Genomic DNA, 26,138 nt, shown 5'->3' on the forward strand with positions numbered 1-26,138 from the left:
TTTCGCCTCTGGGCGCCCGGTTCAGGCCGGCAGAATAATTTTAAATGAGAGGGCGTCTGTCTCGCTATGGAAGTCGAGCGTCCCGCCGGCGTCCTGGACGACACTATATAGCCAATGCGGCTGTATCCATTGGCCGTTCAGGCCATCGCCCAACGGCAGGCCGTTCAGGCCCTCTACGGCTTCGGGTTTTAACCGGGCGCGCGGGCCGCGCGCTTCGGCGGTCAGGACCAGTCCGTCATCGGTGGCGGTGGCTTCGAGTGTCGCCTTGCCGCCAGTCGGCAGAGAATTGCCTGCGAGAAGACCCAGATTTAGCAATGCGCGCGCCGCCGGCTTCTGAAATAACATGTTGGCAGGAATGGCGAAATCGAGCTCGGCGCGCATGGTTGTGTACATGTCCGACAGGATTTTTTCCAACTGGCCGCCATTGAACGCTTCGGAAGTCGTCGCGGCACCGAAGGCGACGCGGGCGAAATGGACCAGCGTCACCATCTTGGTGGCTGATGCCTTGATGAGGTTGAGCGCCTCCTGGCGCATATCCTGGGCGGACGGATCTTCGAGCAGGTCCAGGCCGGACATGATGGCGCCGGCAGGCGAAATGAAATCGTGGCACAGCTTTCCCACAAGTTGGGTGGCCAGGTCGTGCGCACGCAGTTCCAGCCCCTCCGGGGATGCAGGAGACGGGGCGGCGTCAGCCGTCACGGTATCCACATGCGTTTCCGCATTGGAAAGGTTAGGCGTTGACAGATCGTCCATGCTCATCTTGATATCCGGGGCTGTTTAGAAGGGCTGACCTTATATGTGAGGCGATTTGCCTTAACGGGGAAGCCCGGAGCGGCTAAAATCGGCCTCAAAGTAACGCCAAGATGTTTTAACAAGTCTTAACGAGGGGTTTACATAACCGCACGCGCGCGAGGCTCCCCGCTCACACCCTTTCAAAACAACAGACACAACAGACCGAACCCCGGAGATACCTATGGCCGATTCCGCCTCCCGTTACGCCCGCAAAGGCCGCGGCAAGATTTTTGATTCGATTCTCGATACCATGGGCGATACGCCGCTCGTGCGCCTGCCGCGCTTGTCGGCAGAATTCGGTGCCAAGGCAAACGTGTTGGCCAAGCTGGAATTCTTCAACCCGATGGCGTCCGTCAAGGATCGCATCGGTGTTTCCATGATTGAAGCCCTTGAAATTTCGGGCAAGCTGAAGCCCGGCGGCACCATCATCGAGCCAACATCCGGCAATACCGGCATCGCCCTGGCCTTCGTGGCCGCTGCCAAGGGATACAAGATCACTTTGGTCATGCCGGAATCGATGTCGATCGAGCGCCGCAAGATGCTTTTGCTGCTGGGTGCCAAGCTGGAACTGACGCCAGCGGAAAAGGGCATGCGTGGGGCGGTGAACCGCGCCCAGGAGCTGCTCGCCGAAACGCCGGGCGCCGTCATTCCGCAGCAGTTCGAAAACGAAGCCAACCCGCATATCCATGAAATTTCGACCGCCGAAGAAATCTGGAACGACAGCGACGGCGCGGTCGATGTAGTGGTCTCCGGCGTTGGTACGGGCGGTTCGATCACTGGTATCGGTCATGCGCTCAAGCGGAAGAAGCCGTCGGTAAAGATGATCGCCATCGAGCCGGAAGCCTCCCCCATCCTTTCGGGCGGCGAGCCGGGTCCGCACAAGATCCAGGGTATTGGGGCCGGTTTCGTGCCGGGCATCCTGGATCGTGGTGTCATCGATGGTATTGAAACCGTATCGAACGACGCCGCCTTCGCCATGGCGCGCAAATCCGCTCAGCTGGAAGGTCTGCCGGTTGGCATTTCGTCGGGCGCGGCGTTGGAAGTCGCCTTCCGACTGGCGGCGCGCGATGACTATGCCGGCAAGACGATCGTGGCCATTATTCCGTCCTTCGCCGAACGCTATCTGTCGACGGCGCTGTTCGAAGGGCTGTAAGCCTCTTCCTACTGAGCGCAGTTTGACGCCCGCCGGGACTTTGTACCGGCGGGCGTTGCTGTTTTCAGCCTATACAAAAGATTAACGGATCAGGGCCATTATGGCGGCATGTCGACCGCCAGCCTGCCCGCACATTCGCATAACGACGCCATGGCCATTGCCGAAAACGGCGCGGAAGGCAGAACCGTGCAGCCCACCGAATTGAGCAGCCTGGACGAAGTGTTCGATGACATGATTGTCCAGCCGACAGCGCCGAAATACCAGGCGCGGCATATTCTCCTCAAGCGTCTGGCCGATGTGGTCTGCCTGCCTGAATCGCGGGTCAATGCCTTCGAGCGTGCCGTGACCGCTGATCTTCTGGTCGAAATGTTGCGCGAATCCGCATTGCCGGACCGCATTCGCGTCGCCAAGCGTCTCACTATACTGGCTGAGGTCCCCAATTCGCTGATTCGCACCTTGATCACTGACGATGTGGACGTCGCCCGGCCCTTGATCGAGGATTGTGAAAGCCTGACCGATGCGGATCTGCATTATTGCGCCCGGCTTGGTACTCACCACCACCACATGCTTCTGGCCGGCCGCAAAGACCTGCCGGGCCTCTTATGTGAATTCCTGGTCGATACTGAAGATGTTCGTGTTGTCGAAGCACTGCTAAAAAATCAGCGCGCCCGTATTACTCAACCGGCACTTGAAGCTACTGTGGCGATGAGCCAAACGCATGTCCAGTTCATTCCGCTTATCCTCAAGCGTGTCGAATTGCGTCCGTCCTCGGCCTATGTGCTCTTCTGGTGGGCGGATACTGAGACGCGCCGCCAGATATTGACCCGATTTGGCGTCAATCGCGACATCATGCAGGACATGGCAGGCGATGTCTTCGCCATGATGGCCGCCGAAAAATGGCAGGATCCGCTGGCCCGCAAGGCCTTGCAGTTTATCGAGCGCCGCCAGCGCAACCGCGAAGCGCTTGAGCGCAGCGAATACACCTCTTTGGAGGCCGCGATCGCCGATGCGGCGCGCAATGGCATGACCCGCCATATGGCCGAAGAGATCTCCTATATGTGTGGCATCAAACCGGCGACGGGAGCGAAGCTGATGCGCGATCAGGGGGGGGAGGGGTTAGCTGTGTTATGCAAGGCCACGGGGCTGTCCAAGAAAGCCCTGCGTGCCTTGTGGAAAGCTTTGCGCCGTCCGTTGCGAACCGAACAGGGGGAGATGCATCCGCATCTGGCGGAGGTGCTGATCACTTATGACATTCTGGCCGTCGATCGCGCTCAAACCGTACTGCGCTATTGGAACTGGTCGCTGTCTTCGGCGCTGACCCATGTCATGTTACGGGCCATATCGAGTGGCGAAGACGTGGACCTCGAATCATTGACCGTTCCCCAGCGTGCAGCCATGCTGGCCTTTGCCGCCGATTTGAAGAGCTGACGCAGCGTATAGTAGATTATACGCATTGAAAACTTGGGCGAAGACATTCTAAATTCGCTTACGGGTAAGTATTTGCGTCGTCATAATTTGGGCACGGTGCATTTTTTTAGTGAATGAGGCTTGAATATTGCAAAGTCCTGGCTTAGGTAAAGCTCACAGTTTTCAAAGGACAATGTAATGGAAAGCAAGACGGATACCCTGGACATGACGGCAGATATCGTTTCTGCCTTTGTCGGCAATAATTCGGTACCTGCTAGTGAACTGCCAGCGCTAATTCAAAATGTCTATGCTGCATTGAACTCGATTTCTTCCGGCGAAGAGACGAAGGTCGAAGCACCTAAAGAACCGGCTGTTTCGGTCAAGAAGTCTATTTCTTCTGATTACATTGTCTGTCTGGAAGATGGTCGTAAGTTCAAGTCGCTCAAGCGCCACCTGCGTACCAAATACGGCATGAGCCCGGAAGATTACCGCGCCAAGTGGAACCTGCCCAAGGATTATCCGATGGTCGCGCCGAACTATGCAAAGGCACGCTCCGATCTGGCTAAGCAAATGGGCCTCGGTCAAGGCGGCCGTCAGGTGACACGCAAGACGCGCGTTAAGGCTTGATCTTGTGGCCTGATCTATATAAAATCTTCGAAGAAACCCCGGTCAAAAAGCCGGGGTTTTTTATTGCCGAAATTGAGTTACGGTCACGGATTTGAGGCCGATAGCGAAATATTACTAAACCCGCTCGATTTTTTACACCGACGCACGGCAATATTTTCCTGTGGCGAATTTGACTCAATTTGGTCTTATTCGATTACTTTTTACGCCGTGGCTGCACCAACTAACCCTTATTCATCCCCATGAATCAACGGATTAGACAGTTCTGGATAAAGTCTGCGTTAACCCTTTTTTGCTTGCCAAGGATTCACCAGTTAAGAGAAGGTGAATTCAGGTGATTCGCGAGCGCCTAAGATTTAATACCAGATTTGATTTAAGTGTTCGCGTCTTGTTCTCATTTTGATTTGTGTATGCGCGGCGCGGTTGCCTTGGAATTCCAGAACAATCGTAAGACCGCAAAGGGGCAAACGAACTTTTACTTATGGCTGGTTTAGCTTCCGAAATGTTGGCGGCCCTGCGCTCGCATGAGGACATTTTCCGTTACTGGAAAAGTTTGCGTAAACGTGGCCGCCTGCCATCCCGGCAGGACTTAGACCCGGCTGCCTTAAAACTCCGATTGCCGACCATCAGCCTTATAGACGTTCTGGATGGGCACCCGGCCAACAATCCGGGTTGTTTCCGTCAACGACTGGCGGGAACTGAATTGTTCAACGCTTACGGTGAAGAAATTACCGGCAAGATACTCGACAATATCTACACGCCGCCGGAAGCGCTATACTGGGCCGAACATCTGACCTTAGTTGTCGAAACCGGCAAACCGAATGTCGGGTTACATTCCATGGCCTGGCGAGGCGCCAAGGGGCTAAGTCTGTTCTGGCTGCGTCTGCCTTTGGCGTCGGATGGCAAGAATGTCGATATGATTCTTGGTCATGATGCTCTGATAGGCAAGGTTGACCTGTTGCAGAGCGGTATCCGTTCGGCCTCCTGACCTTACTCGCCTCAAAAGCGCTGGGTGGGTGAAAATTATCGCGGGAAAAGGTCGTATATCTGGGCTTCCATTTCGCCTACATTGCGGCGGCCGTCCGACATCTGTCCTTGATCAAAGACGCGCAGGATTTTTCCCTGATGGATCAATATGCCTTGGTCGCAGCGCGTCACAAAGGTTTCTACGTCGTGCAAAGCCGTCAAGACGCACCGGGAGGCGTCGGCATAGGCCCGTAGCTCCCGCTTCAGGTCATAGGCAGCCACGGGGTCAAGCCAATTGAACGGCTCGTCCAGCAAGACGACGTCAGGCGTACCCAGGAAAGCACAATAAAGGCTGACTCTTTGGCGCATCCCAGAGGACATGGAGCCGATAAGCGTGTCGCCAATGCGCGACAAGCCGAGTATGGTATAGATTGTGCTTGGTTCAAACGGGGAGACTTTTCTCAGATCGGCGAGTAATAAAATCAGCTCTTTTGCTGTCAGAGTTGGTGGCAATGAGTGAATATCTGGCGCGAAGCTAAATGTCTTTGCCCGTTCAGACAGATTGCCTGTGACGTCTTGGTCGTTATATTTAATTGTGCCTTCAGAGATAGGTAGGCGGGCGCACAAGGCCTTTAACAAGGTTGTCTTTCCGCTGCCATTGATGCCTAGAATGCCGAACCAACCGGGATGGATAGCAAAACTTAAATCCTTTAGGATTGGCCGCTTTTTTAGGTCCAATTTCAGGCCTAAGACCTCCAGTCGCGTCGTCATCCCGGTTCTTTCCATCTGCGTCGATCGAGCTTTAGATAGTTGAAGAATATTGTTCCAATCAACCACGCCAAGGCGAGACTGCTGGAAAGAAACGCGGCCTTTATCAGAGCGCCGAGAATAAGGTCGCGGATGGCGAAACCCACGGCACCGCCTTCCGATCGTGTCATGCCGTAAGCGTGCAAAAGAGCCAACCATACAAGTAAGGCGGCGAGAACGACGCCAAACGATAGTATCGCCAAGACTGCGGATAAGCCGGCGACGAACCCGGCCAGAAGACTCATCACCGCCGCCAGGCAGATGCGGAGCGCCGTCAGAGCCATAAGTATGCGTGATGCCTTCGCCGGCTGAAATGAGAGAAAGCGTAGCAAGCCAAGGTCAGGCCATGTCAGCGCTACGCCGCAGAGCAACCCGGCAACGCTGACCCCAATAAGGCTGATACGAATATCATTATTGTTGCTTGCCGACAGGCGTGAGGCGAAGGCGCATAGGGCCCAGAGTAATGGGATGGCGTATAAAGCGGGTATAGGTCCGATTTTGCGGCGCATTGCCAGCATACCACCAATCCATAAGGATACCGGTATGATCTTTGGACGTGCCGGTCGGACCTTCGGAAGACGAAATGACAGCTTCCTGCGGGTGCGATCGTTTTGGAAAAGTAAGCAGCTATAACGGATTATGGTGCCAAGTCCTGCCAACACTAATAACGCTGGGACATGCCGGATATGCGCCATTCCGACCGGGACCGAAATCAGGACAAGACTGCCTATTGTTAGCGTCAGGGCGCGCAATCGGCACCAGTTTTCAAGGTCTTGACCAAAGCCTATCCAAGGATAAAGCGGTCCTGAAAGCAGGTTCGCGCGCTGGGAGGCGTCCGGTGCGTGGTAGAAAGTGCCATACAGGCCAAATCCGACGACTATCGCGCAGATAGTCGCCACAATGGGGTGGGCAACCAGCCAGCCATCCAATTGATAGATGCCTACGGACGCAGCTAATATTACAGTTAGAATAGAAAGGCCGAACCAGAGATCGCTACCTGTCGCCAACGCGATATTGCGCCAAGTCAACAGTTCATAACGCGTTAGTGCGCCTCCCAAGCCCGTACGCCAACGTTGAAAAGCTTGCGACAACTGGAAGACTTTCAGAAAGGTATTATGCCTTTTTTCCGATCGAAAGTGAAAAAAGGGTCGAAGCGTCCGCAAAGCCCCTTGCGTTGGCGGGAAAGCACTTCGCGGTGTTGGACAAATGTCATCATACCCACCTCAAAATATCAAGCCTTCCGTTGAGCGCTTTAAGGCGCTTGGCTCAGCTCTTCGGCGGGCGAATAACGAAATCACTGAATTGGTTCAGACTCTCGGGCACCTGCGTGAGGTCTTCCAACGGATTGTGAAGGGGATTAAGCGCGGCGCGCGCAAAGGCTTCCAGCGACTGCACCACGCCTTGGGGTTCCGTCTGGACTGGGACAGGCATGGGCAATTCCGGCTGTTCGACCGATTGCATCACCGGCAGGCGTACCGTTACGGTCGTGCCTTCACCCAACTGGCTGGCCAGGGTCATGCTGCCGCCCAGCAGATGCGCCATGGCCTTAACGATAGACAGGCCGAGACCTGTGCCCATGGCCCGTTGTTCTGCCGGCCCGGATTGTTCATAGGGCTGGCCGATTCGGTTGAGATCGTCCGGCGCGATACCTATGCCGGTATCGGTGATAACGATATCGACCAGTTCCTCGGATTGGCTGAGATTTAGCGTAACGGTGCCGCCGTGCGGCGTGAATTTGACAGCGTTGGACAGCAGGTTGAGACAGATCTGCTTGACGGCGCGCTTGTCCGCCGTCACCGTCATAGCTGTCTGGGGCATGTGACTGACAATGTCGATGGCCTTTTCGTGCGCCTGTCCACGGATCAGCCGCAATGCGGCTGACACCGGTTCGCGCATGTCGAACCCTTCGAGCGTCAGTTCGTAGCGTTGGGCTTCGATCTTGGACATGTCGAGCACGTCGTTGATCATGTCCAGGACATGTTGGCCCGATTCCCAGATCAGTTGCGCGTATTCGGCATATTTCGGCGGCATCTCGCCGAACAACTGCAACCGCATGATGTCGGAGAAACCTATGACCGCGTTCAGGGGCGTGCGCAGTTCGTGGCTCATACTGGCCAGGAACTGAGTCTTGCCCTGATTGGCGCTTTCGGCATCGGCGCGCGCGGCCTCCAGGGCCGTTTCGTGGGCATGGGCGAGGGAGCCGTCGCTCATAACCCCGTAAAGCCGATTGTCGGTGCCTTTGCGCAGGCTGAGGAGGACGTAATGGTCCATGGCGGCGTGCGGCGTGAAGCCGAAGTCAGCGCGGCCGTCCATCATGGCCTGTTCCAACGCGGCCTTGACCCTCAGGCGGTCAGGCACGTGGGCCGATGCGGATAGCCCCAATTGCAGCAGGCTTTTCAGATCCAGTCCGGGGGGGGCTTCGCCATAGGCCGAAACGACGCGGCCATCTTCTTCCAGGCAGACCAGAAGGCTCGGTTGCTCGGTCAACATGCGTAACAGGCGTGCGCGGGCGTCTTCGGCCGCATCCACCCGTTCTACCCGAACCCGCAGTGCCGGCAGAACGGCCAGGCCGAAGCCGGCGACCATGGAGATATTGGCGATAATCGACAGCCAGAAGGATTCCTGTTCGTCGGGCAAGCGTATGCCGTGCCAGACGCCGATCAGAATGGCGAACAGGGCAACGCCGAAGGAGAGTGTGGCACCCAGAGAAATCAGTACGCGCTGGTTAAGGACGACGGCAGCCAGCAGCGGCAGGGCACACCAGGCCGCCAATGGTCCGGATATGCCGCCGGTCAGGCCTACGGCAATCAGGGCGCACAGGCCCCAAACCCACATAAGCAACTGGCGGGTGGCTGCACTGTCGCGGCTCAGCAGAAGGACGCATGCCGCACCGGGCACGGTGATCGCCACCATGGCGGAGAGCACGAACAGGCTGGCGGACAGAAATATAAGACCCAGCAGACCAGCCAATGTGAAGCTGGCCCAGCACAGATGCCAGACCATCACGCTTAACCGCAGACTCCTGACGCCCTCTTGGGCGGAAGGGGCTTCGTCCTGGAAGTAGGCTTTAAGCGGCACGCGGTTTCCCTGATTAGCAAGTCCTTGGATTTTAGACATAAACGGCTAAATAGCGAATGTCCTCGCCCTGAGAGCGAAGAATCACAGTCATCATGTCACAAAAGCGGCATTTTTTAACTATCACGCCACCTGTAACCGATACTTAACGGCGGCTGTATAGAGTTGGTTAGAAGGTTAGGTGTTCATGTCGTTGCCGCTCACTCAAACGGACGTAAAACCGGTCAGCGAAACGCCGGCCTGGAACCTGGAGGCCGCGCAACAGACGGCGGATCCGGGCGTGGCCAAGCGTGCCTTTCTGCGTATGGTCAGCCATGAACTGCGCACGCCGCTCAATTCCATTATCGGCTTTTCGGAAATCCTGCGTCAGGAATTGTATGGCCCGTTGGGGTCGCCGCAATATGTAGAATACGCCAATATCATCAAGGATAGCGGTTCAAAGCTGCTGGCCCTGTTCAACAATTTCATAGAAATTGTCCGGCTGGAGGGCGGCGGCGACTTGAAGCCCGCGCCGGAACCCGTCCTGCATGCCTTGGAAGATGCGGTCGCCAAGGTGCGTCCGCTGGCGACGACGCTTGGTATCCAGATTGAAATCCGCCTGCTGAACGATGAACTCCAGGCCATGTTCGATCCGCGTGGCCTAGCCTCTTGCCTGGATCAATTGCTGAAAAACGCCATCGATTTCACGGCGGAGTCTGGCACGATCGAAATCAATGCCCGTCCGGTCAATGACAAGGTCGATATCAGCGTCTTCAATCGTGGCAATGCACCGGATCAGGCGGACGTAGAGCGCCTGATGAAGCCGTTTGAGCAAGGCGACAATTCCGTCAATCGCAGCCATGAAGGCGCCGGTCTGGGCTGGGCGATTGTCCGGCTGAATGCGGAAGCCATGGGCGGCGCCTTCGGTGTCATTTCCCACCGTGGCGAGGCGCTAAAGGCGATTATACGTTTGACCCGGGCCTAGCCTTGTTTTGAGCCGGGCTTGAACCTGTGGGCCCAATCGACATATAGAGCGCATCCAACCGAAAGCGCGCCCATGTCCGAATTCCAGTCCCGCCTGACCGACCTGCTCGATGAATTCGAGCTGTTCGACGACTGGGAAGACCGTTATCGCTACATTATCGATCTGGGCAAGGACCTTACGCCGCTTGCCCCAGAAGAAAAAACTGACCGCAATAAGGTACTGGGTTGCGCGTCCCAGGTCTGGCTGGTCATTGATCCAGCACCGGAAGGCGTATTGCGTTTCCGCGGCGATTCAGATGCCTTTATCGTCAAGGGCTTGATTGCCGTGCTGGTGCGACTTCTAGACGGCCTGGCCTATAGCGAGATCCAGAATTTCTCCATTCGCGACACACTGGCAAAGCTCGGTCTTAACGAGGCTCTGTCGTCACAGAGAACCAACGGCCTGATGTCGATGGTCGAGCGTCTCAAAAAGGCGACGGCTTAACCTGCCGTATTGACGTGAATATTGGTGTAAGCCGATGGCAAGGCGACATAGGTTAGCCCGGTCACAAAATCGCCGACCTCGAAACGGCCATAGACGGGACCATCATCCGTACTGAATTCGACAACGATGTCTTCGCGCGGGTCCAGTTTGGCCATGGCAATCCAGGCGCGGCTGGGAAAATCGAATCGGATCGCGTCTTCGGCGGGGCGCGTGCCGGCATATTGGCCGGTGACGGTAAAGCCGGCTAGATTTGTTTTCACGCCCGGATGAAGGTCGGCCTGTAGATTGGTCATGCCGCTCGCCATAAAACTCAGGCTGCCGACGTCGGAAAAGCCGCGCGGCATCTGGCGGGTCAGGTCGTAGGGCGTGCGGTCAATGAGCCCGGTTGGCATCATGTCGGTGTTGCGCACCATGAGCCGGGCGGCGTAGGGGTGCGTTCCGTCCTTGAAATGCGCCATCAGGCTAAAACTATTGGTGTGCAGGCTGCCGAATACGCCCAGGGCCATGTCGGCCTTGTCGCTGTTCTGGTACTGGACGAGCCGCCAAACGACATCATCGCTATAGGCCCGGTTGGCGGCCCAGTCGGCACGGCCACTGTTCAGGTCAAGGTGCGGGACGGCCATGTAACGGCGAAAGCCGTTTTTCGCCGTTTCGACTTCGGTGGTCAGTTGCGGTGAATCGCACGCTGTACGGGCCGCCGCGTCGCGCGCCCGCGCTAGCCAGGGCGACAGATAGGACATGCTCAAACCGGCGCGCAAGGCGTCGTTGCGCGCCTGAAGGTAACCGGCCTTGAGCGCGCGACTGGTGGCCTCATCGAGAAGATGGCAGCGGGCGTCGGCCTGCACCATGAAATAGCGCTTCACCACCGGCAAGGTGTAGTTATCAGCGGTCTGCGCCACCAGCGGCCCCGCCAGCGCGGTCAGCCATACGGCTGCGCCCAGAGTGGCGCGACGAACCAGGGTGGCGCGACGAACCAGGGTGGCGCGACGAAGAAGAGGGGCGGCGGGACGCATTTTGGCGTTCATAAATCTGCTTTACGGGTGGTCTACAACAGCACTTTCAGGCAAGGTTATAGGCCAAAGCGCTTTAAACGGCGTTGCCAAGCAAGGTTAGCCAAATGTTACTTTCGGCGGATATCTGGGTCAGCGCCTTGTTGAGGCGCGTCGAACAGGCTGGCAGTTTCGCCTATATCGCCCGACGCGGTGACCGTAATTACGGTGCAGTGCTGGTCAAGGTCCTCAATTTGAGGTCCCGCGATGTTTATGTCCTGCGGGAGGCGCAAAAAGGGGAAACTACCGTATGGATGCGTCCGGTCGAAACCGTGACGGAGGCCGATCTCGATGACTGGATCGCGCGCCAGGTCAGGTACGATTCGGACCTGTGGGTGGTGGAAATAGAGGACGCAGAAGGCCGCCACTTCCTGACCGAACCCGTCGAGCTTTAAAATACTCACGCCGAAATCATATGGTGAATCAGAGATTTACCTTATTCTTCAACGGAAAGACAAAACCTTTGGAATAGTGTCCATCGCTTACCACTCTGACTAAAGGTAGCGTTTTGTATTTTCTTTTGAACGACATCATCCTTGATATCGAACCCGCGCGCATGATGCAGCCACTCGATGCTGAACGGTTTTCGGCGCTCAGCATCGATTACATCGCGCAACTGGGTAAGGAGATGTTTGCCGAAGACTCCCATGCGCATCGCCGCAATCCAGAACGCGCCCGCCGTCTGTGCTACCTCATTCATCTGAAGATGCCGCGCGTCAATGCCGCTCAGTTCTTCGCCACAATGCCAAACGGCCCTATCGAGAGCATCGATGCGTCTTTCAAGTCGCTCAACGAAATGGCCATGGCGCTGATGTACCAGCAACAGATGGCCGGCCAATTGGATGCCGCCAAGGTCGATTACGAAGTCTGGCACCGCATGGCGGCTTGATTGCCATTTGCTCCGCAAAATAGCGATCAAGCTCTTTTCCGGCAGAGGTTCGCGCAAACCTGCGCGACGCGCGGTCGCGCTTGCCAACGGCCAATTGGAAGAATTGGCCTTTGAGGGTGCTGTTCGGCGGATCTGTCGTTGAAATGTTATAATGTTAAATATTTCAGCTATTTATTTTTCAAACGGCCTCTAGCCGTATCCTCCAAAAACGCCTAGGTTCCGGCCATGGCACACGATCACGGCTCACATAATCACGGACATTCGCACGGTGACGACCATGGTCATGGCCCGGGCCATAATCATGCCCACGCAGGCGGTCATGGCCATTCGCACGCGCCAACCGATTTCGGGGCGCGTTTCCTGTGGGCGGCCGCGCTCAACACGGCCTTTATCATAGCCGAAGTCATTTTCGGGCTTAAGGCCAATTCACTGGCCCTGCTGGCTGATGCCGGTCACAATTTCAGCGACGCCATCTCTCTGGTCCTGTCCTGGGCCGCGTGGTGGCTGGCGAAACGCAAACCGGGCGGCAATTTCACCTACGGTTACCGCGGCGCCTCCATCATGGCGGCCTTGTTCAACGCGCTCCTGCTGATGGTGGCGGTCGGTGGCATTGTCTGGGAAGCCGTTCAGCGCTTCAATTCGGTACAGCCGGTGCAGGGCGACCTGGTCATGTGGGTGGCCGGCGCGGGCATTCTGGTCAACGGCTTTACCGCCTGGCTGTTCGCGCAGGGACAATCCGATCTCAACATCAAGGCGGCATTCGCTCACCTGGCCGCCGACGCGGTGGTGTCCGCCGCCGTGGTTGTCGCTGGTCTGGCTATGATCTTCACCGGCTGGGCCTGGCTCGATCCGGCGCTCAGCATAGTGGTGTCGTTGGTCATTGTCTGGGGCACCTGGGGCTTGCTGCGTGATAGCGTCCGCTTGTCCCTGCAAGGCGTGCCACCGCATATAAACGCCGCGAAGGTCAAGGCGTTCCTGGAGGGATTGGACGGCGTGTCCGGGGTTCACGACCTGCATATCTGGGGCATGAGCACGACGGAGGTGGCGCTGACCGCTCACCTGATCATGCCGGCAGGGCATCCGGGTGACGATTTCCTGCGGCATCTGGCTGAGGAACTGTCTCACCATCACGGCATCATCCACGCCACGGTTCAGATAGAGACCGGCGCCCACGCCTGCGCCCTTGAATCGGAAGACATGGTCTAGGCCGTCACGCGCCGTGGGCGGAATGCCAAGACCGCCAGCGCCAGCAAGGGCGCGCCCCCGCCGGCCAGGGCGATCCAGCTCCATCCGCCATTTTCATAAAGCAGGCTGGCGACGCTGGAGCCAATCGCACCGCCGGTGAATATGCCGGCCATGTAGATGCCGTTAATGCGCCCGCGGCTGAGGGGATCGAGGGCATAAATCGCACGCTGGCCCTGCACCATGTTCATCTGGACGCAGAAATCGAGGACGACGCCGAGCAAGGCCAAGGCGATGATGCCGCGCAGGCCGGGCAATAGCGTGATCAGCATGGCGGCCGCCGCGACTGCCAGGGCGGCGAAGGTAGCCTTGGTGGTATGGCCCGCGTCGGCCAGCCGCCCACTGAGCGGCGCGGCAAGAGCGCCGGTTGCGCCGACGAGGGCGAACAGGGCAATCTGGCTCTGGCTGAGGTGAAAGCGTTGCGCCAGTTCCAGTGGCGCCACCGTCCAGAACAGGGAAAAGGCGCAGAACATGCAGCCTTGCAGCAGGGTGCGCAGGCGAAGAGTCGGATATGACCGCCACAAAACGGCCAGGGACTGGATCAACGCCAGATAGGTCGTCTTGTGATCGGGCTGCCGCGACGGCAAAAGCCACGTCAGCAATCCGCCCATGACGATCATGAATGTCGCGCCGGTCCAGAACACGGCGCGCCAGCCGAAATGATCGGCGATCAGGCTGGATAGGGGCCGGGACAGCAGTATGCCCAAAACGAGGCCCGCCATGATATTGCCGACAACTCGGCCGCGCGTTTCGTCTGGCGCCATGTGCGCGGCCAGTGGAATTAGCACCTGGACAGCGACGGTGGCTATGCCGATCAGCAGGGAAACGATCAGGAAGACAGCGCCGTTCGTCGCCGTTGCCGCGAGAACCAGGCTCAGGCAGGCGGCGGCCAGCAATACAAGAATGAGGCGGCGGTTTTCCATCCGATCGCCGAGTGGCACAATGAACAGCAGCCCCAGCCCGTAACCGATCTGGGTCAGGGACACGATCAGCGAGGCGGCGTGGGCGTTCAGACCGATGTCCGGCGCGATCAGCGCGATGACCGGTTGACCATAGTAGAGATTGGCAACGATGACGCCGCAGGCGAAGGCGAACAGCCCGACAAGCGCGGGCGTCAGTGATTTGGAAGGGGGCATGGATATATCCGGCGGCGGGGAGGAGGATGCCACCGATATATAACCGCGATGGTTACAGACACAAGATATTGGTGATCACCCACGGCAAGCGAAGACTTTACTTTCGCCATATTTTTCGCTTACGTAAACGTAAGATACACTCCGGCTTCGCAAACGCAGAAATGTGATTGGGAAGGCTTACGCCAAACTCGTAAAATACACGCATGACCATCGAACAACTGACAGAAAAACTGGCCCACTACCCGACGCGCTGGGCACGCCATGCCGATCTTATCGTGCATATCGTGGCGCTCGCCTTTGCCTTGTTCGGCGGCGGCGTGGCCTTGGGGCTGGCCGTCAGCCATGGCCTGGTCGGGCGTATCGCCGCCATAACCATCTACGCGCTTGGCATGATCGCTATGCTGGCCTTTTCGCTGGCCTATAATTTTGCCCATCCCAACTGGCAGCCTTTCCTGCGTCGGCTCGACCATGCGGGCATTTTCCTGATGATCGCCGCCAGCTACACCCCCTTCACCACCCAGGCGCTTCAGGGCGGCTGGGCGCTGTGGATGAGCGTTTCGGTTTGGTCCCTTGCGGCCCTGGGTATCTTGGCGAAGCTGTTCCTGCCTGGTTTGGGCAAGGGTTACTGGGTATTTCTTTATTTGATCCTGGGTTGGCTGGTCGTCATCGCCATCAAGCCGATGGTGCGCGAAGTGTCTGCCCCCGCCATGATCCTACTGGCGCTCGGCGGCGTGGCCTATTCGGTCGGGACGATTTTTTACGCCATGAAGAGACTGAAATTCCGTCGCGCCATTTGGCATGGTCACGTGTTGACCGGCGCCGTATTGCATTATGTCGCCGTCCTGGTCGGTGTCGTGCTGGTCGGTCACGCCTGAGCGCTGGCGTCATCTCCACTGGCATCATCTCCAATGGCGTCATCTCCATCTGTCTTTGACTTTTCCCGGCCAAACGGCTAACGCCTGCGCCATGTCAAACACCCCCGAAACCGAAGCGCCGCGCCGGCGCACCTTCGCCATCATCTCGCACCCGGACGCCGGTAAGACGACCTTGACCGAACATCTGCTGCTGGCCGGGGGATCTATCCGTGCCGCCGGTCAGGTGCGCGCCCGGGGTGAAAACCGGCGGACCCGCTCCGACTGGATGAAGATCGAAAAGGAGCGCGGGATCTCGGTCTCGTCTTCGGTCATGACCTTTGAACACGACCGCAAGGTGTTCAACCTGCTTGATACACCGGGTCACGAAGACTTTTCGGAAGACACCTACCGCACCCTGACCGCCGCCGACGCCGCCGTCATGGTGCTTGATGCCGCCAAGGGGATCGAGCCACAGACGCTCAAGCTGTTCGAGGTCTGCCGCCTGCGTGACATCCCGATCATAACCTTCATCAACAAGATGGACCGTGAGGCAGAAGACGCCTTGGCCCTGCTCGATGAAGTGGCGGCGAAACTGCAACTGGATCCGAGCCCGCTCTATTGGCCGGCCGGGTCAGGCAATCGCTTCCGCGGTATGGTCGAATTGCAGACGGGGCTGTTTTACCCCTTCACCCGCCGCGACTCCGGCGCCGAATACGACCAGGGTCACGATGACGCCGCGCCGCTTGATACGGCAGTAGCCAAGGGGTGGCTTGACGCCACCGAGTTATCCGAGTTGCAGGACACCGCCGAACTGATCGAAGGCGGCTTCAAACCGTTCGACGAGGCGGCCTTTCTGGAAGGCCACATGACGCCGGTCATCTTCGGTTCGGCCTTGCGCCACTATGGTGTCAATCAGTTGCTCCAGGCCATCGGCGGGTTCGCGCCGCCGCCCAAGGTGGTTAAGGCTTCCAAGGCCGGTGTCGATACGGTGGTCGAGCCGACAGACAAGGAAGTCACAGGCTTCGTCTTCAAGGTCCAGGCCAATATGGACCCCAATCACCGCGACCGCATCGCCATGCTGAAGCTCACCTCGGGGCGGTTCCAGCGCGGTATGAAGTTGAAGGTACAGAACACGGGCAAGCAGTTGTCGGTCAATGCGCCGATCATGTTCTTCGCCTCTGATCGCGAACTGGCCGAAGACGCCTTTGGCGGCGACGTCATCGGCATTCCGAACCATGGCGTGCTGCGCGTTGGCGACAGCCTGTCGGAGTCCGGCGCCATCCGCTTTGCCGGTTTGCCCAACTTCGCGCCGGAAATTCTGCAACGCGTGCGCGTCAAGGATCCGCTTAAGGCCAAGCACCTCAAGAAGGCGCTTGAATCCCTGGCCGAGGAAGGCGTGACCCAGTTGTTCCGGCCATCGATCGGTTCTGATTTCATCGTCGGCGCGGTTGGGCAATTGCAGTTTGAAGTCATGGCCGACCGGCTGGCCAACGAATACGGTCTGGATGTCGTTTTCGAGCCGTCACCCTATGCCGAAGCGCGCTGGCTGGGCGGCGATGTGGCCAAGATCGAAGACTTCGCGGGGAAATACCGGTCTCAGATGGGCAGCGATATCGACGAAGCGCCGGTCTTCCTGGGCAAGTCGGGCTGGGAAATCAATTACGTGGCGGAACGCTTCCCCGACGTATCCTTCCAGCGCACCAAGGAGCGTGGTTAAACCTGTGACGACGCTTCGCCTGTTGTCAGGTGGCGGACGTCCCGGCGATAAAAAGACCCGGCAGGACAGACCTGCCGGGCCAGTCGACGCCCGCTAAGGGTAACGGACGCTAAAATCAAAGGCTGGCGCGCGTCCTAAATCAGCAGCCAGGCGCTGCGGGCGATCATGACCCCGAGCACCAGCCACGAGGCGCCGAACAGGACCACGCGCACGGCAATGATATTGATCAGGGCCTGCCATAGCGAATGCGCGATGCGCAGCAGGACGTATGTCCAGGCCAGCCCGACAAACAGCCTGTCCGCCTGACCGAGCAGGACGATGGTCAGGGTGACGGCGTAGAACAGCGGGGGCGCTTCGGTCAGGTTGTTGTAGTTGGCGGCCGGATTAAGCGCCCAATTGGGCAGTTTACGCATCGCCGCCCAAGTCGCGTTGTCATAGGTTATGCCCGCTTTTTTCATGGCGGTCAGGCGCGATACATACAGCCAGACCACCATGAAAAAGTGCAGGCCGCCCATGGCGAGGATGGATGAGAGCAGGGCAGTTGCCGGCGTCATTTGGCGCGCGTATTGCAGGTGGCGAGTTCGGCATCTGACAAGGTCTTGCCGCGCCAGGTAAAGGCCGTCACGGTGCCGGTCACGGACACGACACGCTGGCAGGATCGGCCGGCCGGCATATCGGCCACCACGGCGGCGTGACAGGCGTTGTCATGGCACGTCCATACGGCGCCGTCGATGATGAATTCAGCCTGGCGGCCCGGCGCGGACAATGTCAGTTCGGCGGATTGTACCTGAGGCGCGCGAGCCCCCGCAGGTGTGCCGACAAAAGTGGCTGCAACGGCTAACAGGATAAAGATGGGTTTCATGAACGGCTCCCTTGTAATTTTGTACTGACTTGCATAAATTAAAATCAACAGGCGTCTGTCAAGAGTTTTATGCAAAATGGTACAAAATAATTCTAAGCCGATCGCTCAGGCGCCGCGTCAGAAGGCACGGGGCCGTCCAAAGGCCTATGACCGCACGACCGCATTGAAGTCGATGCGGGATCTGTTCTGGGAGCAGGGCTATGCGGGAACATCACTTGACGACATGAGCGCGGTCACGGCCATGAACCGCCCCAGCCTGTATAACGCTTTCGGCGACAAGGCGTCCGCCTTCAAGGCGGTGCTGGAAGACTATGTCGATGATGTACGCCAGATGTATATGGCGGCCTTTGCGCCGGATGTGCCTGTGCGTGACGGCCTGACCCGTGTCTACGAAACGGCGATACATATCTATAATCGCGAAGATGGCGTCGGACGCGGGTGTTTCATGATCAGCGCGGCCCTGATCGACAGTGTCCGCGACCGGGACATCGCGGCCAAAGTGCTCGAAGCCCTGCACGAGATCGACCGCGCCTTCCGCTGGCGTCTCAAGGTCGCGCAGCAGGCGGGTGAGTTATCGCCCGATGCCGATATCGACACTCTGGGCATGGTGGCGTCGACAACCCACAACGCGGTGGCGGTACGTATGCGTGCCGGTGAGGACCTGGCGGTTGTCCGCCGGTTTGTCGCTCAGACGGTTGGATTGATCTGTGGATAGTCCGTAAGCGGACGATCTGGGTAAATCCGGTTGTTGCGAACAAAATCGATGAAAGTCCGCAGGCCCGCGCCCATCTGGCGATGCGGTGGATAATAGAGACGGAGGCCGGGATAGGCGGGCGTATAGTCGCTTAAGGCGCGCACGAGCCGGCCTTCGCGGATCAGACCGGTGACCGAGTGGTCGATAACATAGGCCAGGCCGTGGCCGGCCAGTGCCGCTTCGATCATCAGGTGGTCGCTGTTCAGAGTCAGGCGTCCCGGCACGTCGACGCTGATTTCCTCGCCGCGGACTTCGAATTCCCAACGGTACATAACCCCACTGGGCAAACGGCGGCGAATGCAGGCATGTGCGGTCAGGTCATGTGGCGCGGCGGGGGCCGGATGGGCGGCGAAATAGGCCGGCGACGCCACGACCGCCCAACTGTTTTCCGGCCCGAACGGTATGGCGATCATGTCCTGGGGGATTAGCTCAGCCAGGCGCACACCGATGTCGAAGCCTTCTGCGACGATGTCGATCGTTCGGCCTTCGACCACCAGATCGATGGCCATGTCGGGATATTGCTCCAGATAGGCCAGGACCAGCGGCGCCAGCCGCCGTGCCGCGCGCTCTGAGGCGTTTATCCGCAACAGGCCGGAGGGCGTATCGCGCAGGGCGTTGACATCTTCCATTGCGCCGGAAATTTCATGCAGGGCCGGCCGTATCCGCGCCAGGAACTGTTCACCGGCTTGGCTGAGCGACACGCTGCGGGTCGTGCGATGAAACAGCCTGACGCCGAGCCTCTGTTCAAGAGCGGAAATGGCGTGGCTGAGCGCTGACGGAGACAGGTTCAACTCAGCCGCGGCGCGGCGGAAATTGTTGTGCGTCGCCACGGTGACAACGGCGTGCAGCTCAAACAGACCGGAATTGCGAAATGCCATTGTGCGAAATCCTGCATCAGACTGTGTATGATAATACACCTTATGCCATCAATGTGCGGCGCCTATCTATGGGGCCAACTGATTTTGACGAAACAAGAGGCCAATCATGCGCAAAACCATTTTGATCACAGGCGTATCCACAGGCTTTGGTCGCGCGATAGCGCAGGCGGCGATCGCGGCCGGCCACACGGTCGTCGGCACAGTGCGCAAACCGCAGGACGCGGCGGATTTCGAGGCCCTGGGCGCATCCGCGGTGGCGCGCCAGCTCGATGTGACGGACACGGCGGCAATTGCACCCATGGTCGCCGATATTGAGGCCTCGGTCGGCCCTATCGATGTGCTGATCAACAATGCCGGTTACGGCAGCGAGGGTATATTGGAAGAATCCGCCCTTGACGAAGTGCGGCGTCAGTTCGACGTCAATGTCTTCGGTCCTGTCGCCATGATTCAGGCAGTCTTGCCCTACATGCGTGCGCGCCGCTCCGGCCGGATACTGAATATTACCTCCATGGGCGGCTTGGCCACCTTTCCTGGCATCAGTCTCTATCACGGCAGCAAGTTTGCCCTAGAGGGTATAGGCGAGTCGTTCGGCAAGGAGGTCGCGCCTCTGGGCATTCGGGTAACCAATGTCGAGCCGGGCGGTTTCCGTACCGACTGGGCAGGGCGGTCGATGACGCGAACGCCACGCTCCATTGCCGATTATGATGCGGTAATGGATGCGATCCGCGAGCGTCGCCAGGCCTATCACGGCCATCAGGTCGGCGATCCCGTCAAGCTTGGCCAGGCGATTGTCGATCTTATTGCCAATCCCGATCCGCCGGCGCATCTTCTGCTCGGAAGCGATGCCCTGCGGCTGGTGCGCGAAAAGCTGCACGGCCTGTTGGCGGAAATCGAAGCCAATGAACCGATCACCCTGTCCACAGATTACGAGGATTAAAATGAACGCGACCTTCAAGATTGGCGGCGATTTAGAGATCAACCGCCTGGGGTTTGGCGCCATGCGCATTGTCGGAAAAGGCGTCTGGGGTGAGCCCGAAGACCGTGCCGAAGCGTTGCGCACCTTGAAACGCCTGCCGGAATTGGGCGTCAATTTCATCGATACCGCCGATTCCTATGGTCCGGACGTGTCTGAACGCCTGATCCGCGAGGCGTTGTACCCCTATGACGGTCTTGTCATCGCCACCAAGGCGGGGTTCCAAAGGTCAGGGCCCGACCGTTGGACGATGAATGGCCGGCCGGAATACCTGACGGCGCAGGCGCATAAGAGCCGGGCGCAGCTCGGTGTCGATGTCATCGATCTCTGGCAACTGCATCGCATCGATCCGCGCGTCCCGGCGCATGAACAGTTCGACGCCGTCAGGTCGCTGATCGACGAGGGCGTTATTCGCCATGCGGGACTGAGCGAAGTGTCTGTGGGCGATATTGAGGCGGCGCGGCGCGTGTTTCCCGTGGCGACTGTGCAAAACCGCTACAATCTGGCGGACAGGGCGCATGAAGATGTGCTGACCTATTGCGAAGCGAACGGCATAGGCTTCATTCCCTGGTATCCGCTGGCAGCAGGCGATCTGGCAAAGCCCGGTGGTGTGCTGGATACCATCGCGCGCACCCACAATGCTACCCCGTCGCAGATTGCCCTGGCGTGGGTCTTGCGACGGTCGCCCGTCGTTCTGCCGATCCCCGGCACGGGTAAGGTAAAGCACCTGGAAGAAAACCTTGCCGCGCGCGATATCGTCCTGTCCGACGATGAATTCGCCTCGCTGGACCGCGCAGGGCGGTAAGCCAGCCGGGAAATGGTGGATAAGGCGAGGAGGGACTTAACCGCGGCCCCGGGCTTGCAAATGTCCGTTCACCCCCGAACCAGGCGTATCGTCCTGATACGTTTTGAGGCGTCGGGGCTGATGGACTCGCTATGTTTGAATTCGGCCGTGAACTGAGGCGTATCTTCCGTAACCAGGGGCGGATGGACGCCGACCCCAGCCTCTATGAACTGCTGAACCTGCAAATGCTGATCGCGCAGGGGCGTGAACTCGATATCGAGGGCGGGCGCGTGTCGACCAAGAACCGCTTCTCGCCGTACCTCGAAGCCTCTCAGGTGTGGCGTGAATATGCCAGGCGCACCGGTGATCCCGTTGCCTTGCGGCGCGCCGCTACGGCGGCTGAAAACGCCGGCAAGGAAGCGCGCAACGCGGTTGATGCCGCCATTGCCGCACTTGAACAGGCCCAAACCTGCATCCTCAGCTATGATCTATTCGAAACCGCTGAATTGCTGCCGTCCGCCGAGGATCTCCTGGCCGGTGGTCGCGCAGCGATCCAAGAGGATGAGGCGTTGCGGGCCCGCTTCAACCGCGTGGAGGCCCAACTGGCGGCCCGTCTTGCCGTGAAACAGGGCATTGGCGAAGACCTTGAACTGGCTATGCTGGCCATGTCCCATATCGATCGCGCTGTTGAGCGCGCCGACAAACGCGTTCAGCGCAGCCATTCGAATGCCGATAAGATCGAAGCCGCGCAGGCGCGCTTTGAACGCGGGGACCTGCTGATGATGGTCGGCCTTGACCGGTGCGATTCCTCTCTGATGCTGGCGGTTACCAAGGACTTCCAGGCCCTTAAGGACCGTCTCGATGCGGCGTATGAGCCGGTTACCTATTCGCGCGTACTGTTGCGACTGGCCATGGCCTATGTCTGGAAGGGCGAAATCGAAGGTCGCCCAGAGGTTATCAGCGAGGGTATCGCGCTCCTGTCCAACGACGACGAGCCGGTCGATTTCGAACATTCGCCGCTCGACTGGGTGGCGCACAAGCAGGCGCTCGCCATGGGGCTTCAGGCCTTGGGTGAACTGACGCTCAGTGAAGAGGTATATGAAAAGGCAATGCAGGTCTATGATCTGGCGCTGAAACGTCCATTGCAAAAAGGTTTGGCCCTGCGCGGTCAATTAATCAACAACCGTGCCGGATGTTTGGTCAAACATGCCGAGATAAAAGGCGACATGCGCACGCTCGACAAGGCTGAGACCGATTTCAAGGCGGAATTGCGTGTCTGCAAACCGGACGCCGACCCGGTCGGCTGGGCCGTACTGCAAACCAATCTGGCGCGGCTTTATGTGGCGCGCGGCGATATTTCCGGCTTCATGATGGAACGCACCGAAGCGGCCTATGCGCTGGAAGCCGCGGTGGAAATCTTCGAAGAGCAGGGCGTAAAGTCCCTGGCGCGGGCAGCCAAGGCTCAGCTTGACCGGGTTCGCGAAAAGGCGTGAGGCGCCGACCTGAAGATCGATGTCGTGTAATTTTGGTTGGCGACGTTTAAACCGCATTGTCTCTTGATGTCATACAGCGCCACCGTGCGCGGCATCTTCATCCGGAGCGACGTCATGGTCGATACTACAAAAACGGGTGTTCAGCCCTCCACGACCGCTTCGCCCTACGCGGTCGATACCCTGGTCGTGACGCCCGACGATATCGATCTGTCCAGATCGCCGCTTGCCGGACATCTTGGGGTGGAAACCTACGTGCTTGGCGCCTTCAACCCCGGCATGACCCGCCTACCCAACGGCAATCTCATTTTATTCGTCCGTGTCGCCGAAGCGCTGAAGACGCCTATCTTCGATGGACATGTTCATGCGATTCGGTGGGACGATTCCGGGCGTTATGTGCTGGATGCCTGGCCGTTGGAGCTGGCCAACACGGCGGACCCGCGTAAATTCCTTTTGAATGGTGGCGGCTGGAAGGTGATGGCGCTTACCTCCTTGTCGTGGATATTGCCGGTCGAATTGACACCGGATGGCCTGCAACGGGTGGCCATGCATTATGACAAGGTCATAGCGCCGCAGAACAGTTTGCAATGCTACGGCATTGAAGACCCGCGCGTATCGAAGGTAGACGACCGATGGCTGATGACCACCTGTTCGGTATCGCCGGAGCGGCATTCCACGACGCTTTACAGCTCGGATAACGGTTTGGACTGGACCTTCGAAGACATCGTCCTGGATCATCAGAACAAGGACATGCTAATCTTCGAAGGGCTTGTCGATGGCGAATATTGGGCGCAGACCCGTCCGCTGGGCGATCTGTATTTTGCCTATCCGCCGGGCAGTGAATGGCGCGCGGGTCCGTCGATAAATCTCGCTACGTCGCGCGACGGCCTGTACTGGAAGCCTTGTCGCAAGCCCGGTATCCGGCCCCATTCAGGCACCGTTGCCACAGCCCGCATCGGCGGCGGTACGCCTCCGATATTGACTGAGGATGGTTGGCTCAGCCTGTGGCACGGCGTTGAGCCGAAAGAGATTGTCGGTATCTACCGGACCTATTTTTCGATCATGGACAGGGATGACCCCAGTCGCGTCGTCCGTACACGGCATATACCGCTTATTGAAGCCAATCCTATGTTGACGCGCCCGCTTGAACATCAGATGTATATCCGCGATGTTGTCTTTACCACGGGCATAGCCGACGGTGGTCACTACTATGTCGTGGCGTCGGGCGAGGCAGATTTGGCATGCCGGATTACCCATATTCCGAAATCGGTGTTTGCCGATGATGACCTGCAAACACCCTGAAAGCGCCAATCAGGCTTGAGGTTTCAACAGGTAGTGACCTACGCCCCATTCTCGGCCGCCGTCATGACCCCAAAGCCCCGCTGTGGCCATGAAGAACAGCCGCCAGCGGCGACGCCACAGGCCGGCGCTCTTGCCGTAGACGCTTTTCAGAATGGGTTCGATCTGGGCCTGATGGTTGTCGAAGTTTTCCAGCCAGTCCATGGCGGTGCGGCGGTAATTTTCCCCTGACCACCGCCATTCGTTTTCGACTGTAAACAGGTCCGTGAAGCGGTGAGGCAGGTCGTGTGCTGGCATGATGCCGCCGGTGAAAAAATACTGCGCAATCCAGTCGTTTTTGTCCGTGTGATCGAAGCGATACGAATGAGTCTTGTGGGTGAAGACATGCAAAAACAGCCGCCCATCGGCCACCAGCCAGCTATGCGCGCGGGAGAGCAGTTCGCGCCAGTTTGACATATGTTCGAACATTTCAACACTCACGATACGGTCGAAGCGTTCCGGCGTCGAAAAGTCGTTCATATCGGCGGTGATGACGGTCAGGTTCTTCAGCCCCCGGCGTTTGGCCTCAGCCGTAATATATTCGCGCTGAGAATGGGAGTTCGACACTGACGTGATGCGTGACCTCGGATAGGTCTTAGCCATATGCAAGGACAGGGAGCCCCAGCCGCACCCGAGTTCCAGCACGGACTGACCGTCATGCAGATCGGCATGGCGACAGGTTTCGATCAGGGCGAGGGTTTCGGCTTCGTCCAGCGTCGTTGAATCGTCCGTATACAGACAGCAAGAGTATTTCCGCTGTGCGCCCAGGATATAGCTGAAAAATTCGTCTGGAATTTCATAATGTTGGGCGTTTGCCGCATCGGTTTGCACGGCGATCGGGTATCGGCTCATACTGTCGGCGAACGCCGCCTCTTCCATGGCGCTGCCACGCATGTGACGTTTCGATCTGCCCACCAGGAAATCGATGGCCGCCAGGGTCAGGCCATCGGGCAGGGGGGCGCGTTCGGCAAGGGCAGTGGCGAGCTGGCTCATAACTTTTCCTTTTTTGGGGGTAACGGAAAGAAGGCGGAGGTGCGCGCCTGATAGGCGCGGAAAGCATCGCCGCGGGTGTGCAGCATGTGGGTTTCGAGCGGTGGAATGCCTGAGATATGGACAAGCAGCCAGTACATCTGAAGCGGCGCCAGGCAGGCGACCAGACCCCATGGCAGATGCCACGCGACGATCGCCCAGCCGACCCAGCCCAGCCATTCGAAAAAGTAGTTGGGATGGCGCGACCAGCGCCACAGGCCGATATCGGCCACGCCACCCTTGTGCGTCTTGCCGAAGGTTCTCAACTGTGCGTCGGCAACGGCTTCGCCGATCAGCGCAATCAGAACCACGGCCACGCCCATGATGTCTGTCGCACTCGGAAAAGGTGCCGGATTGAGGACGGCGAACCGGACGGCGACGACCAGGACATAGGCGCACAGGGCCTGCATCTGGAGCATCCAGAACAGGTACCATGGCCAGTCGCGCGGGTGGTCGCGCTTGATGGCGGCGTAACGCGGATCGTCTTCACCCGAGTGGGTGCGTTGGGCGATATGCACACCCAGACGAAGGGCCCACACGGCGACGAGGCCGGCCACGACGAGGCGGCGTGTCTCATTGGCGCCGTCCGCAGGTAGCAGGGCGGCGGCGATTCCGCCCAGCCCGACAGCGGCGGTCCAGATGGTATCGATCCAACCGCTTTTCTTGGTGACCAGTTGCACGACCGTCGCACACATCATGACGACGCTGACGCCGATGGCGAGACCGATCAGAACGAGGGTATTGGTCGAGAGTTGCATGTTTCAGATACGGCGTCGGCTGTAATCTGGTTCACCAGGCAGCCAAATTGATCCGAAAATGGGCGGTCTGCGTACAAAGACCACAACGCCATTTTGCACCAGCCTGCTAGGAGA

At 58.6% G+C, this 26,138-nt stretch carries 27 protein-coding genes; 16 read left to right on the plus strand and 11 right to left on the minus strand.

Annotated elements, in window-relative coordinates; all coding sequences use genetic code 11:
- Positions 1-21: 21 nt before the first annotated feature.
- Positions 22-759: a histidine phosphotransferase ChpT gene (gene chpT, locus AEAC466_RS25270; protein WP_155913453.1), complete on the minus strand. Its 738-nt coding sequence runs from the start codon at positions 757-759 to the stop codon at positions 22-24.
- Between the two features lie 214 nt (positions 760-973).
- Here chpT and cysK point away from each other — a divergent pair, with 214 nt between their 5' ends.
- The 4 genes from cysK to mopJ all read left to right on the plus strand — a co-directional run bounded on the left by cysK (position 974) and on the right by mopJ (position 4,964).
- Positions 974-1,945 (plus strand): cysteine synthase A, encoded by a 972-nt coding sequence (cysK, locus tag AEAC466_RS25275; protein WP_023456503.1) that lies wholly within the window; start codon positions 974-976, stop codon positions 1,943-1,945.
- Positions 1,946-2,053: 108 nt separating this feature from the next.
- Positions 2,054-3,373, plus strand: a complete 1,320-nt coding sequence (locus tag AEAC466_RS25280; protein ID WP_023456504.1) for a DUF2336 domain-containing protein — start codon at positions 2,054-2,056, stop codon at positions 3,371-3,373.
- 177 nt (positions 3,374-3,550) lie between these two features.
- Positions 3,551-3,979 carry a MucR family transcriptional regulator gene (locus AEAC466_RS25285; protein WP_023456505.1) on the plus strand — a complete coding sequence of 143 codons (429 nt, stop codon included), beginning with the start codon at positions 3,551-3,553 and terminating at the stop codon, positions 3,977-3,979.
- Positions 3,980-4,457: 478 nt separating this feature from the next.
- Positions 4,458-4,964 (plus strand): motility/cell cycle regulatory protein MopJ, encoded by a 507-nt coding sequence (mopJ, locus tag AEAC466_RS25290; protein WP_023456506.1) that lies wholly within the window; start codon positions 4,458-4,460, stop codon positions 4,962-4,964.
- A gap of 35 nt (positions 4,965-4,999) precedes the next feature.
- Here the strand turns inward: mopJ and AEAC466_RS25295 are convergent, their stop codons facing one another.
- The 3 genes from AEAC466_RS25295 to AEAC466_RS25305 form a co-directional block, all read right to left on the minus strand.
- Positions 5,000-5,713 carry an ATP-binding cassette domain-containing protein gene (locus AEAC466_RS25295; RefSeq protein WP_023456507.1) on the minus strand — a complete coding sequence of 238 codons (714 nt, stop codon included), beginning with the start codon at positions 5,711-5,713 and terminating at the stop codon, positions 5,000-5,002.
- The gene (locus AEAC466_RS44720; protein WP_162148917.1) at positions 5,710-6,807 is read right to left on the minus strand and encodes a hypothetical protein; all 1,098 of its coding nucleotides are present in this window, start codon (positions 6,805-6,807) and stop codon (positions 5,710-5,712) included. Before AEAC466_RS44720 ends, AEAC466_RS25295 begins: the two co-directional genes overlap by 4 nt.
- 208 nt (positions 6,808-7,015) lie before the next feature.
- The gene (locus tag AEAC466_RS25305; protein ID WP_031238090.1) at positions 7,016-8,827 is read right to left on the minus strand and encodes a sensor histidine kinase; all 1,812 of its coding nucleotides are present in this window, start codon (positions 8,825-8,827) and stop codon (positions 7,016-7,018) included.
- A gap of 184 nt (positions 8,828-9,011) precedes the next feature.
- Between AEAC466_RS25305 and AEAC466_RS25310 the strand changes: the two genes are divergently transcribed.
- Positions 9,012-9,788 (plus strand): sensor histidine kinase, encoded by a 777-nt coding sequence (locus AEAC466_RS25310; RefSeq protein WP_023456510.1) that lies wholly within the window; start codon positions 9,012-9,014, stop codon positions 9,786-9,788.
- Between the two features lie 72 nt (positions 9,789-9,860).
- Entirely contained in the window at positions 9,861-10,271 is a 411-nt protein-coding gene (locus AEAC466_RS25315) for a SufE family protein (protein WP_023456511.1), read from the plus strand.
- Here AEAC466_RS25315 and AEAC466_RS25320 read toward each other — a convergent pair.
- A complete protein-coding gene (locus AEAC466_RS25320) occupies positions 10,268-11,296 on the minus strand; it encodes a hypothetical protein (RefSeq protein ID WP_023456512.1) in 1,029 nt (342 codons plus the stop codon). The genes AEAC466_RS25315 and AEAC466_RS25320 overlap by 4 nt on opposite strands.
- Before the next feature lie 92 nt (positions 11,297-11,388).
- Here AEAC466_RS25320 and AEAC466_RS25325 point away from each other — a divergent pair, with 92 nt between their 5' ends.
- The 3 genes from AEAC466_RS25325 (at position 11,389) to AEAC466_RS25335 (ending at position 13,415) form a co-directional block, all read left to right on the plus strand.
- Positions 11,389-11,715 (plus strand): DUF1491 family protein, encoded by a 327-nt coding sequence (locus AEAC466_RS25325; RefSeq protein ID WP_023456513.1) that lies wholly within the window; start codon positions 11,389-11,391, stop codon positions 11,713-11,715.
- A gap of 113 nt (positions 11,716-11,828) precedes the next feature.
- Positions 11,829-12,209, plus strand: a complete 381-nt coding sequence (locus AEAC466_RS25330) for a hypothetical protein (RefSeq protein ID WP_023456514.1) — start codon at positions 11,829-11,831, stop codon at positions 12,207-12,209.
- Between the two features lie 225 nt (positions 12,210-12,434).
- The gene (locus AEAC466_RS25335) at positions 12,435-13,415 is read left to right on the plus strand and encodes a cation diffusion facilitator family transporter (protein WP_023456515.1); all 981 of its coding nucleotides are present in this window, start codon (positions 12,435-12,437) and stop codon (positions 13,413-13,415) included.
- Here the strand turns inward: AEAC466_RS25335 and AEAC466_RS25340 are convergent.
- A complete protein-coding gene (locus tag AEAC466_RS25340) occupies positions 13,412-14,587 on the minus strand; it encodes an MFS transporter (RefSeq protein ID WP_023456516.1) in 1,176 nt (391 codons plus the stop codon). The genes AEAC466_RS25335 and AEAC466_RS25340 overlap by 4 nt on opposite strands.
- A 203-nt stretch (positions 14,588-14,790) precedes the next feature.
- Here AEAC466_RS25340 and trhA point away from each other — a divergent pair, with 203 nt between their 5' ends.
- Complete coding sequence (gene trhA, locus AEAC466_RS25345) at positions 14,791-15,462, plus strand: PAQR family membrane homeostasis protein TrhA (protein ID WP_023456517.1); 672 nt, start codon at positions 14,791-14,793, stop codon at positions 15,460-15,462.
- Between the two features lie 91 nt (positions 15,463-15,553).
- Positions 15,554-17,158, plus strand: a complete 1,605-nt coding sequence (locus AEAC466_RS25350; protein ID WP_031238094.1) for a peptide chain release factor 3 — start codon at positions 15,554-15,556, stop codon at positions 17,156-17,158.
- A 134-nt stretch (positions 17,159-17,292) separates the two neighbouring features.
- Here AEAC466_RS25350 and AEAC466_RS25355 read toward each other — a convergent pair whose 3' ends face one another.
- Together AEAC466_RS25355 and AEAC466_RS25360 are read right to left on the minus strand one after the other, a co-directional pair.
- A complete protein-coding gene (locus AEAC466_RS25355) occupies positions 17,293-17,712 on the minus strand; it encodes an MAPEG family protein (RefSeq protein WP_023456519.1) in 420 nt (139 codons plus the stop codon).
- Complete coding sequence (locus tag AEAC466_RS25360) at positions 17,709-18,020, minus strand: CC_3452 family protein (RefSeq protein WP_023456520.1); 312 nt, start codon at positions 18,018-18,020, stop codon at positions 17,709-17,711. Before AEAC466_RS25360 ends, AEAC466_RS25355 begins: the two co-directional genes overlap by 4 nt.
- Positions 18,021-18,096: 76 nt before the next feature.
- Between AEAC466_RS25360 and AEAC466_RS25365 the strand changes: the two genes are divergently transcribed.
- Positions 18,097-18,735 (plus strand): TetR/AcrR family transcriptional regulator, encoded by a 639-nt coding sequence (locus tag AEAC466_RS25365; RefSeq protein ID WP_023456521.1) that lies wholly within the window; start codon positions 18,097-18,099, stop codon positions 18,733-18,735.
- Here AEAC466_RS25365 and AEAC466_RS25370 read toward each other — a convergent pair.
- Positions 18,708-19,652 (minus strand): LysR family transcriptional regulator, encoded by a 945-nt coding sequence (locus tag AEAC466_RS25370; RefSeq protein WP_023456522.1) that lies wholly within the window; start codon positions 19,650-19,652, stop codon positions 18,708-18,710. The two genes, AEAC466_RS25365 and AEAC466_RS25370, sit on opposite strands and share 28 nt — an antisense overlap.
- Positions 19,653-19,758: 106 nt before the next feature.
- Here AEAC466_RS25370 and AEAC466_RS25375 point away from each other — a divergent pair, with 106 nt between their 5' ends.
- The 4 genes from AEAC466_RS25375 (at position 19,759) to AEAC466_RS25390 (ending at position 24,201) form a co-directional block, all read left to right on the plus strand.
- Positions 19,759-20,589, plus strand: coding sequence for an oxidoreductase (locus AEAC466_RS25375; protein WP_023456523.1), 831 nt, complete (start codon positions 19,759-19,761; stop codon positions 20,587-20,589).
- A gap of 1 nt (position 20,590) precedes the next feature.
- Positions 20,591-21,430: an aldo/keto reductase gene (locus AEAC466_RS25380; protein ID WP_023456524.1), complete on the plus strand. Its 840-nt coding sequence runs from the start codon at positions 20,591-20,593 to the stop codon at positions 21,428-21,430.
- Between the two features lie 131 nt (positions 21,431-21,561).
- Positions 21,562-22,902, plus strand: coding sequence for a hypothetical protein (locus tag AEAC466_RS25385; RefSeq protein ID WP_023456525.1), 1,341 nt, complete (start codon positions 21,562-21,564; stop codon positions 22,900-22,902).
- Between the two features lie 114 nt (positions 22,903-23,016).
- A complete protein-coding gene (locus tag AEAC466_RS25390) occupies positions 23,017-24,201 on the plus strand; it encodes a glycosidase (protein WP_052025050.1) in 1,185 nt (394 codons plus the stop codon).
- Between the two features lie 9 nt (positions 24,202-24,210).
- Here the strand turns inward: AEAC466_RS25390 and AEAC466_RS25395 are convergent, their stop codons facing one another.
- Both AEAC466_RS25395 and AEAC466_RS25400 read right to left on the minus strand, forming a co-directional pair.
- Complete coding sequence (locus AEAC466_RS25395) at positions 24,211-25,230, minus strand: SAM-dependent methyltransferase (protein WP_023456527.1); 1,020 nt, start codon at positions 25,228-25,230, stop codon at positions 24,211-24,213.
- A complete protein-coding gene (locus tag AEAC466_RS25400; RefSeq protein WP_023456528.1) occupies positions 25,227-26,024 on the minus strand; it encodes a DUF1295 domain-containing protein in 798 nt (265 codons plus the stop codon). The genes AEAC466_RS25395 and AEAC466_RS25400 overlap by 4 nt, the downstream gene beginning before the upstream one ends.
- Between the last annotated feature and the right edge of the window lie 114 nt (positions 26,025-26,138).

This window comes from Asticcacaulis sp. AC466 (assembly GCF_000495815.1).
Lineage (GTDB): Bacteria > Pseudomonadota > Alphaproteobacteria > Caulobacterales > Caulobacteraceae > Asticcacaulis.

Coding starts and splice junctions, on each gene's coding strand:
- chpT (WP_155913453.1), bottom strand. CDS start 759: ATGAGCATGGACGATCTGTCAACGCCTAACCTTTCCAATGCGGAAACG.
- cysK (WP_023456503.1), top strand. CDS start 974: ATGGCCGATTCCGCCTCCCGTTACGCCCGCAAAGGCCGCGGCAAGATT.
- AEAC466_RS25280 (WP_023456504.1), top strand. CDS start 2,054: ATGTCGACCGCCAGCCTGCCCGCACATTCGCATAACGACGCCATGGCC.
- AEAC466_RS25285 (WP_023456505.1), top strand. CDS start 3,551: ATGGAAAGCAAGACGGATACCCTGGACATGACGGCAGATATCGTTTCT.
- mopJ (WP_023456506.1), top strand. CDS start 4,458: ATGGCTGGTTTAGCTTCCGAAATGTTGGCGGCCCTGCGCTCGCATGAG.
- AEAC466_RS25295 (WP_023456507.1), bottom strand. CDS start 5,713: ATGACGACGCGACTGGAGGTCTTAGGCCTGAAATTGGACCTAAAAAAG.
- AEAC466_RS25310 (WP_023456510.1), top strand. CDS start 9,012: ATGTCGTTGCCGCTCACTCAAACGGACGTAAAACCGGTCAGCGAAACG.
- AEAC466_RS25315 (WP_023456511.1), top strand. CDS start 9,861: ATGTCCGAATTCCAGTCCCGCCTGACCGACCTGCTCGATGAATTCGAG.
- AEAC466_RS25320 (WP_023456512.1), bottom strand. CDS start 11,296: ATGAACGCCAAAATGCGTCCCGCCGCCCCTCTTCTTCGTCGCGCCACC.
- AEAC466_RS25325 (WP_023456513.1), top strand. CDS start 11,389: ATGTTACTTTCGGCGGATATCTGGGTCAGCGCCTTGTTGAGGCGCGTC.
- AEAC466_RS25335 (WP_023456515.1), top strand. CDS start 12,435: ATGGCACACGATCACGGCTCACATAATCACGGACATTCGCACGGTGAC.
- AEAC466_RS25340 (WP_023456516.1), bottom strand. CDS start 14,587: ATGCCCCCTTCCAAATCACTGACGCCCGCGCTTGTCGGGCTGTTCGCC.
- trhA (WP_023456517.1), top strand. CDS start 14,791: ATGACCATCGAACAACTGACAGAAAAACTGGCCCACTACCCGACGCGC.
- AEAC466_RS25350 (WP_031238094.1), top strand. CDS start 15,554: ATGTCAAACACCCCCGAAACCGAAGCGCCGCGCCGGCGCACCTTCGCC.
- AEAC466_RS25355 (WP_023456519.1), bottom strand. CDS start 17,712: ATGACGCCGGCAACTGCCCTGCTCTCATCCATCCTCGCCATGGGCGGC.
- AEAC466_RS25360 (WP_023456520.1), bottom strand. CDS start 18,020: ATGAAACCCATCTTTATCCTGTTAGCCGTTGCAGCCACTTTTGTCGGC.
- AEAC466_RS25365 (WP_023456521.1), top strand. CDS start 18,097: ATGGTACAAAATAATTCTAAGCCGATCGCTCAGGCGCCGCGTCAGAAG.
- AEAC466_RS25370 (WP_023456522.1), bottom strand. CDS start 19,652: ATGGCATTTCGCAATTCCGGTCTGTTTGAGCTGCACGCCGTTGTCACC.
- AEAC466_RS25375 (WP_023456523.1), top strand. CDS start 19,759: ATGCGCAAAACCATTTTGATCACAGGCGTATCCACAGGCTTTGGTCGC.
- AEAC466_RS25380 (WP_023456524.1), top strand. CDS start 20,591: ATGAACGCGACCTTCAAGATTGGCGGCGATTTAGAGATCAACCGCCTG.
- AEAC466_RS25385 (WP_023456525.1), top strand. CDS start 21,562: ATGTTTGAATTCGGCCGTGAACTGAGGCGTATCTTCCGTAACCAGGGG.
- AEAC466_RS25390 (WP_052025050.1), top strand. CDS start 23,017: ATGGTCGATACTACAAAAACGGGTGTTCAGCCCTCCACGACCGCTTCG.
- AEAC466_RS25395 (WP_023456527.1), bottom strand. CDS start 25,230: ATGAGCCAGCTCGCCACTGCCCTTGCCGAACGCGCCCCCCTGCCCGAT.
- AEAC466_RS25400 (WP_023456528.1), bottom strand. CDS start 26,024: ATGCAACTCTCGACCAATACCCTCGTTCTGATCGGTCTCGCCATCGGC.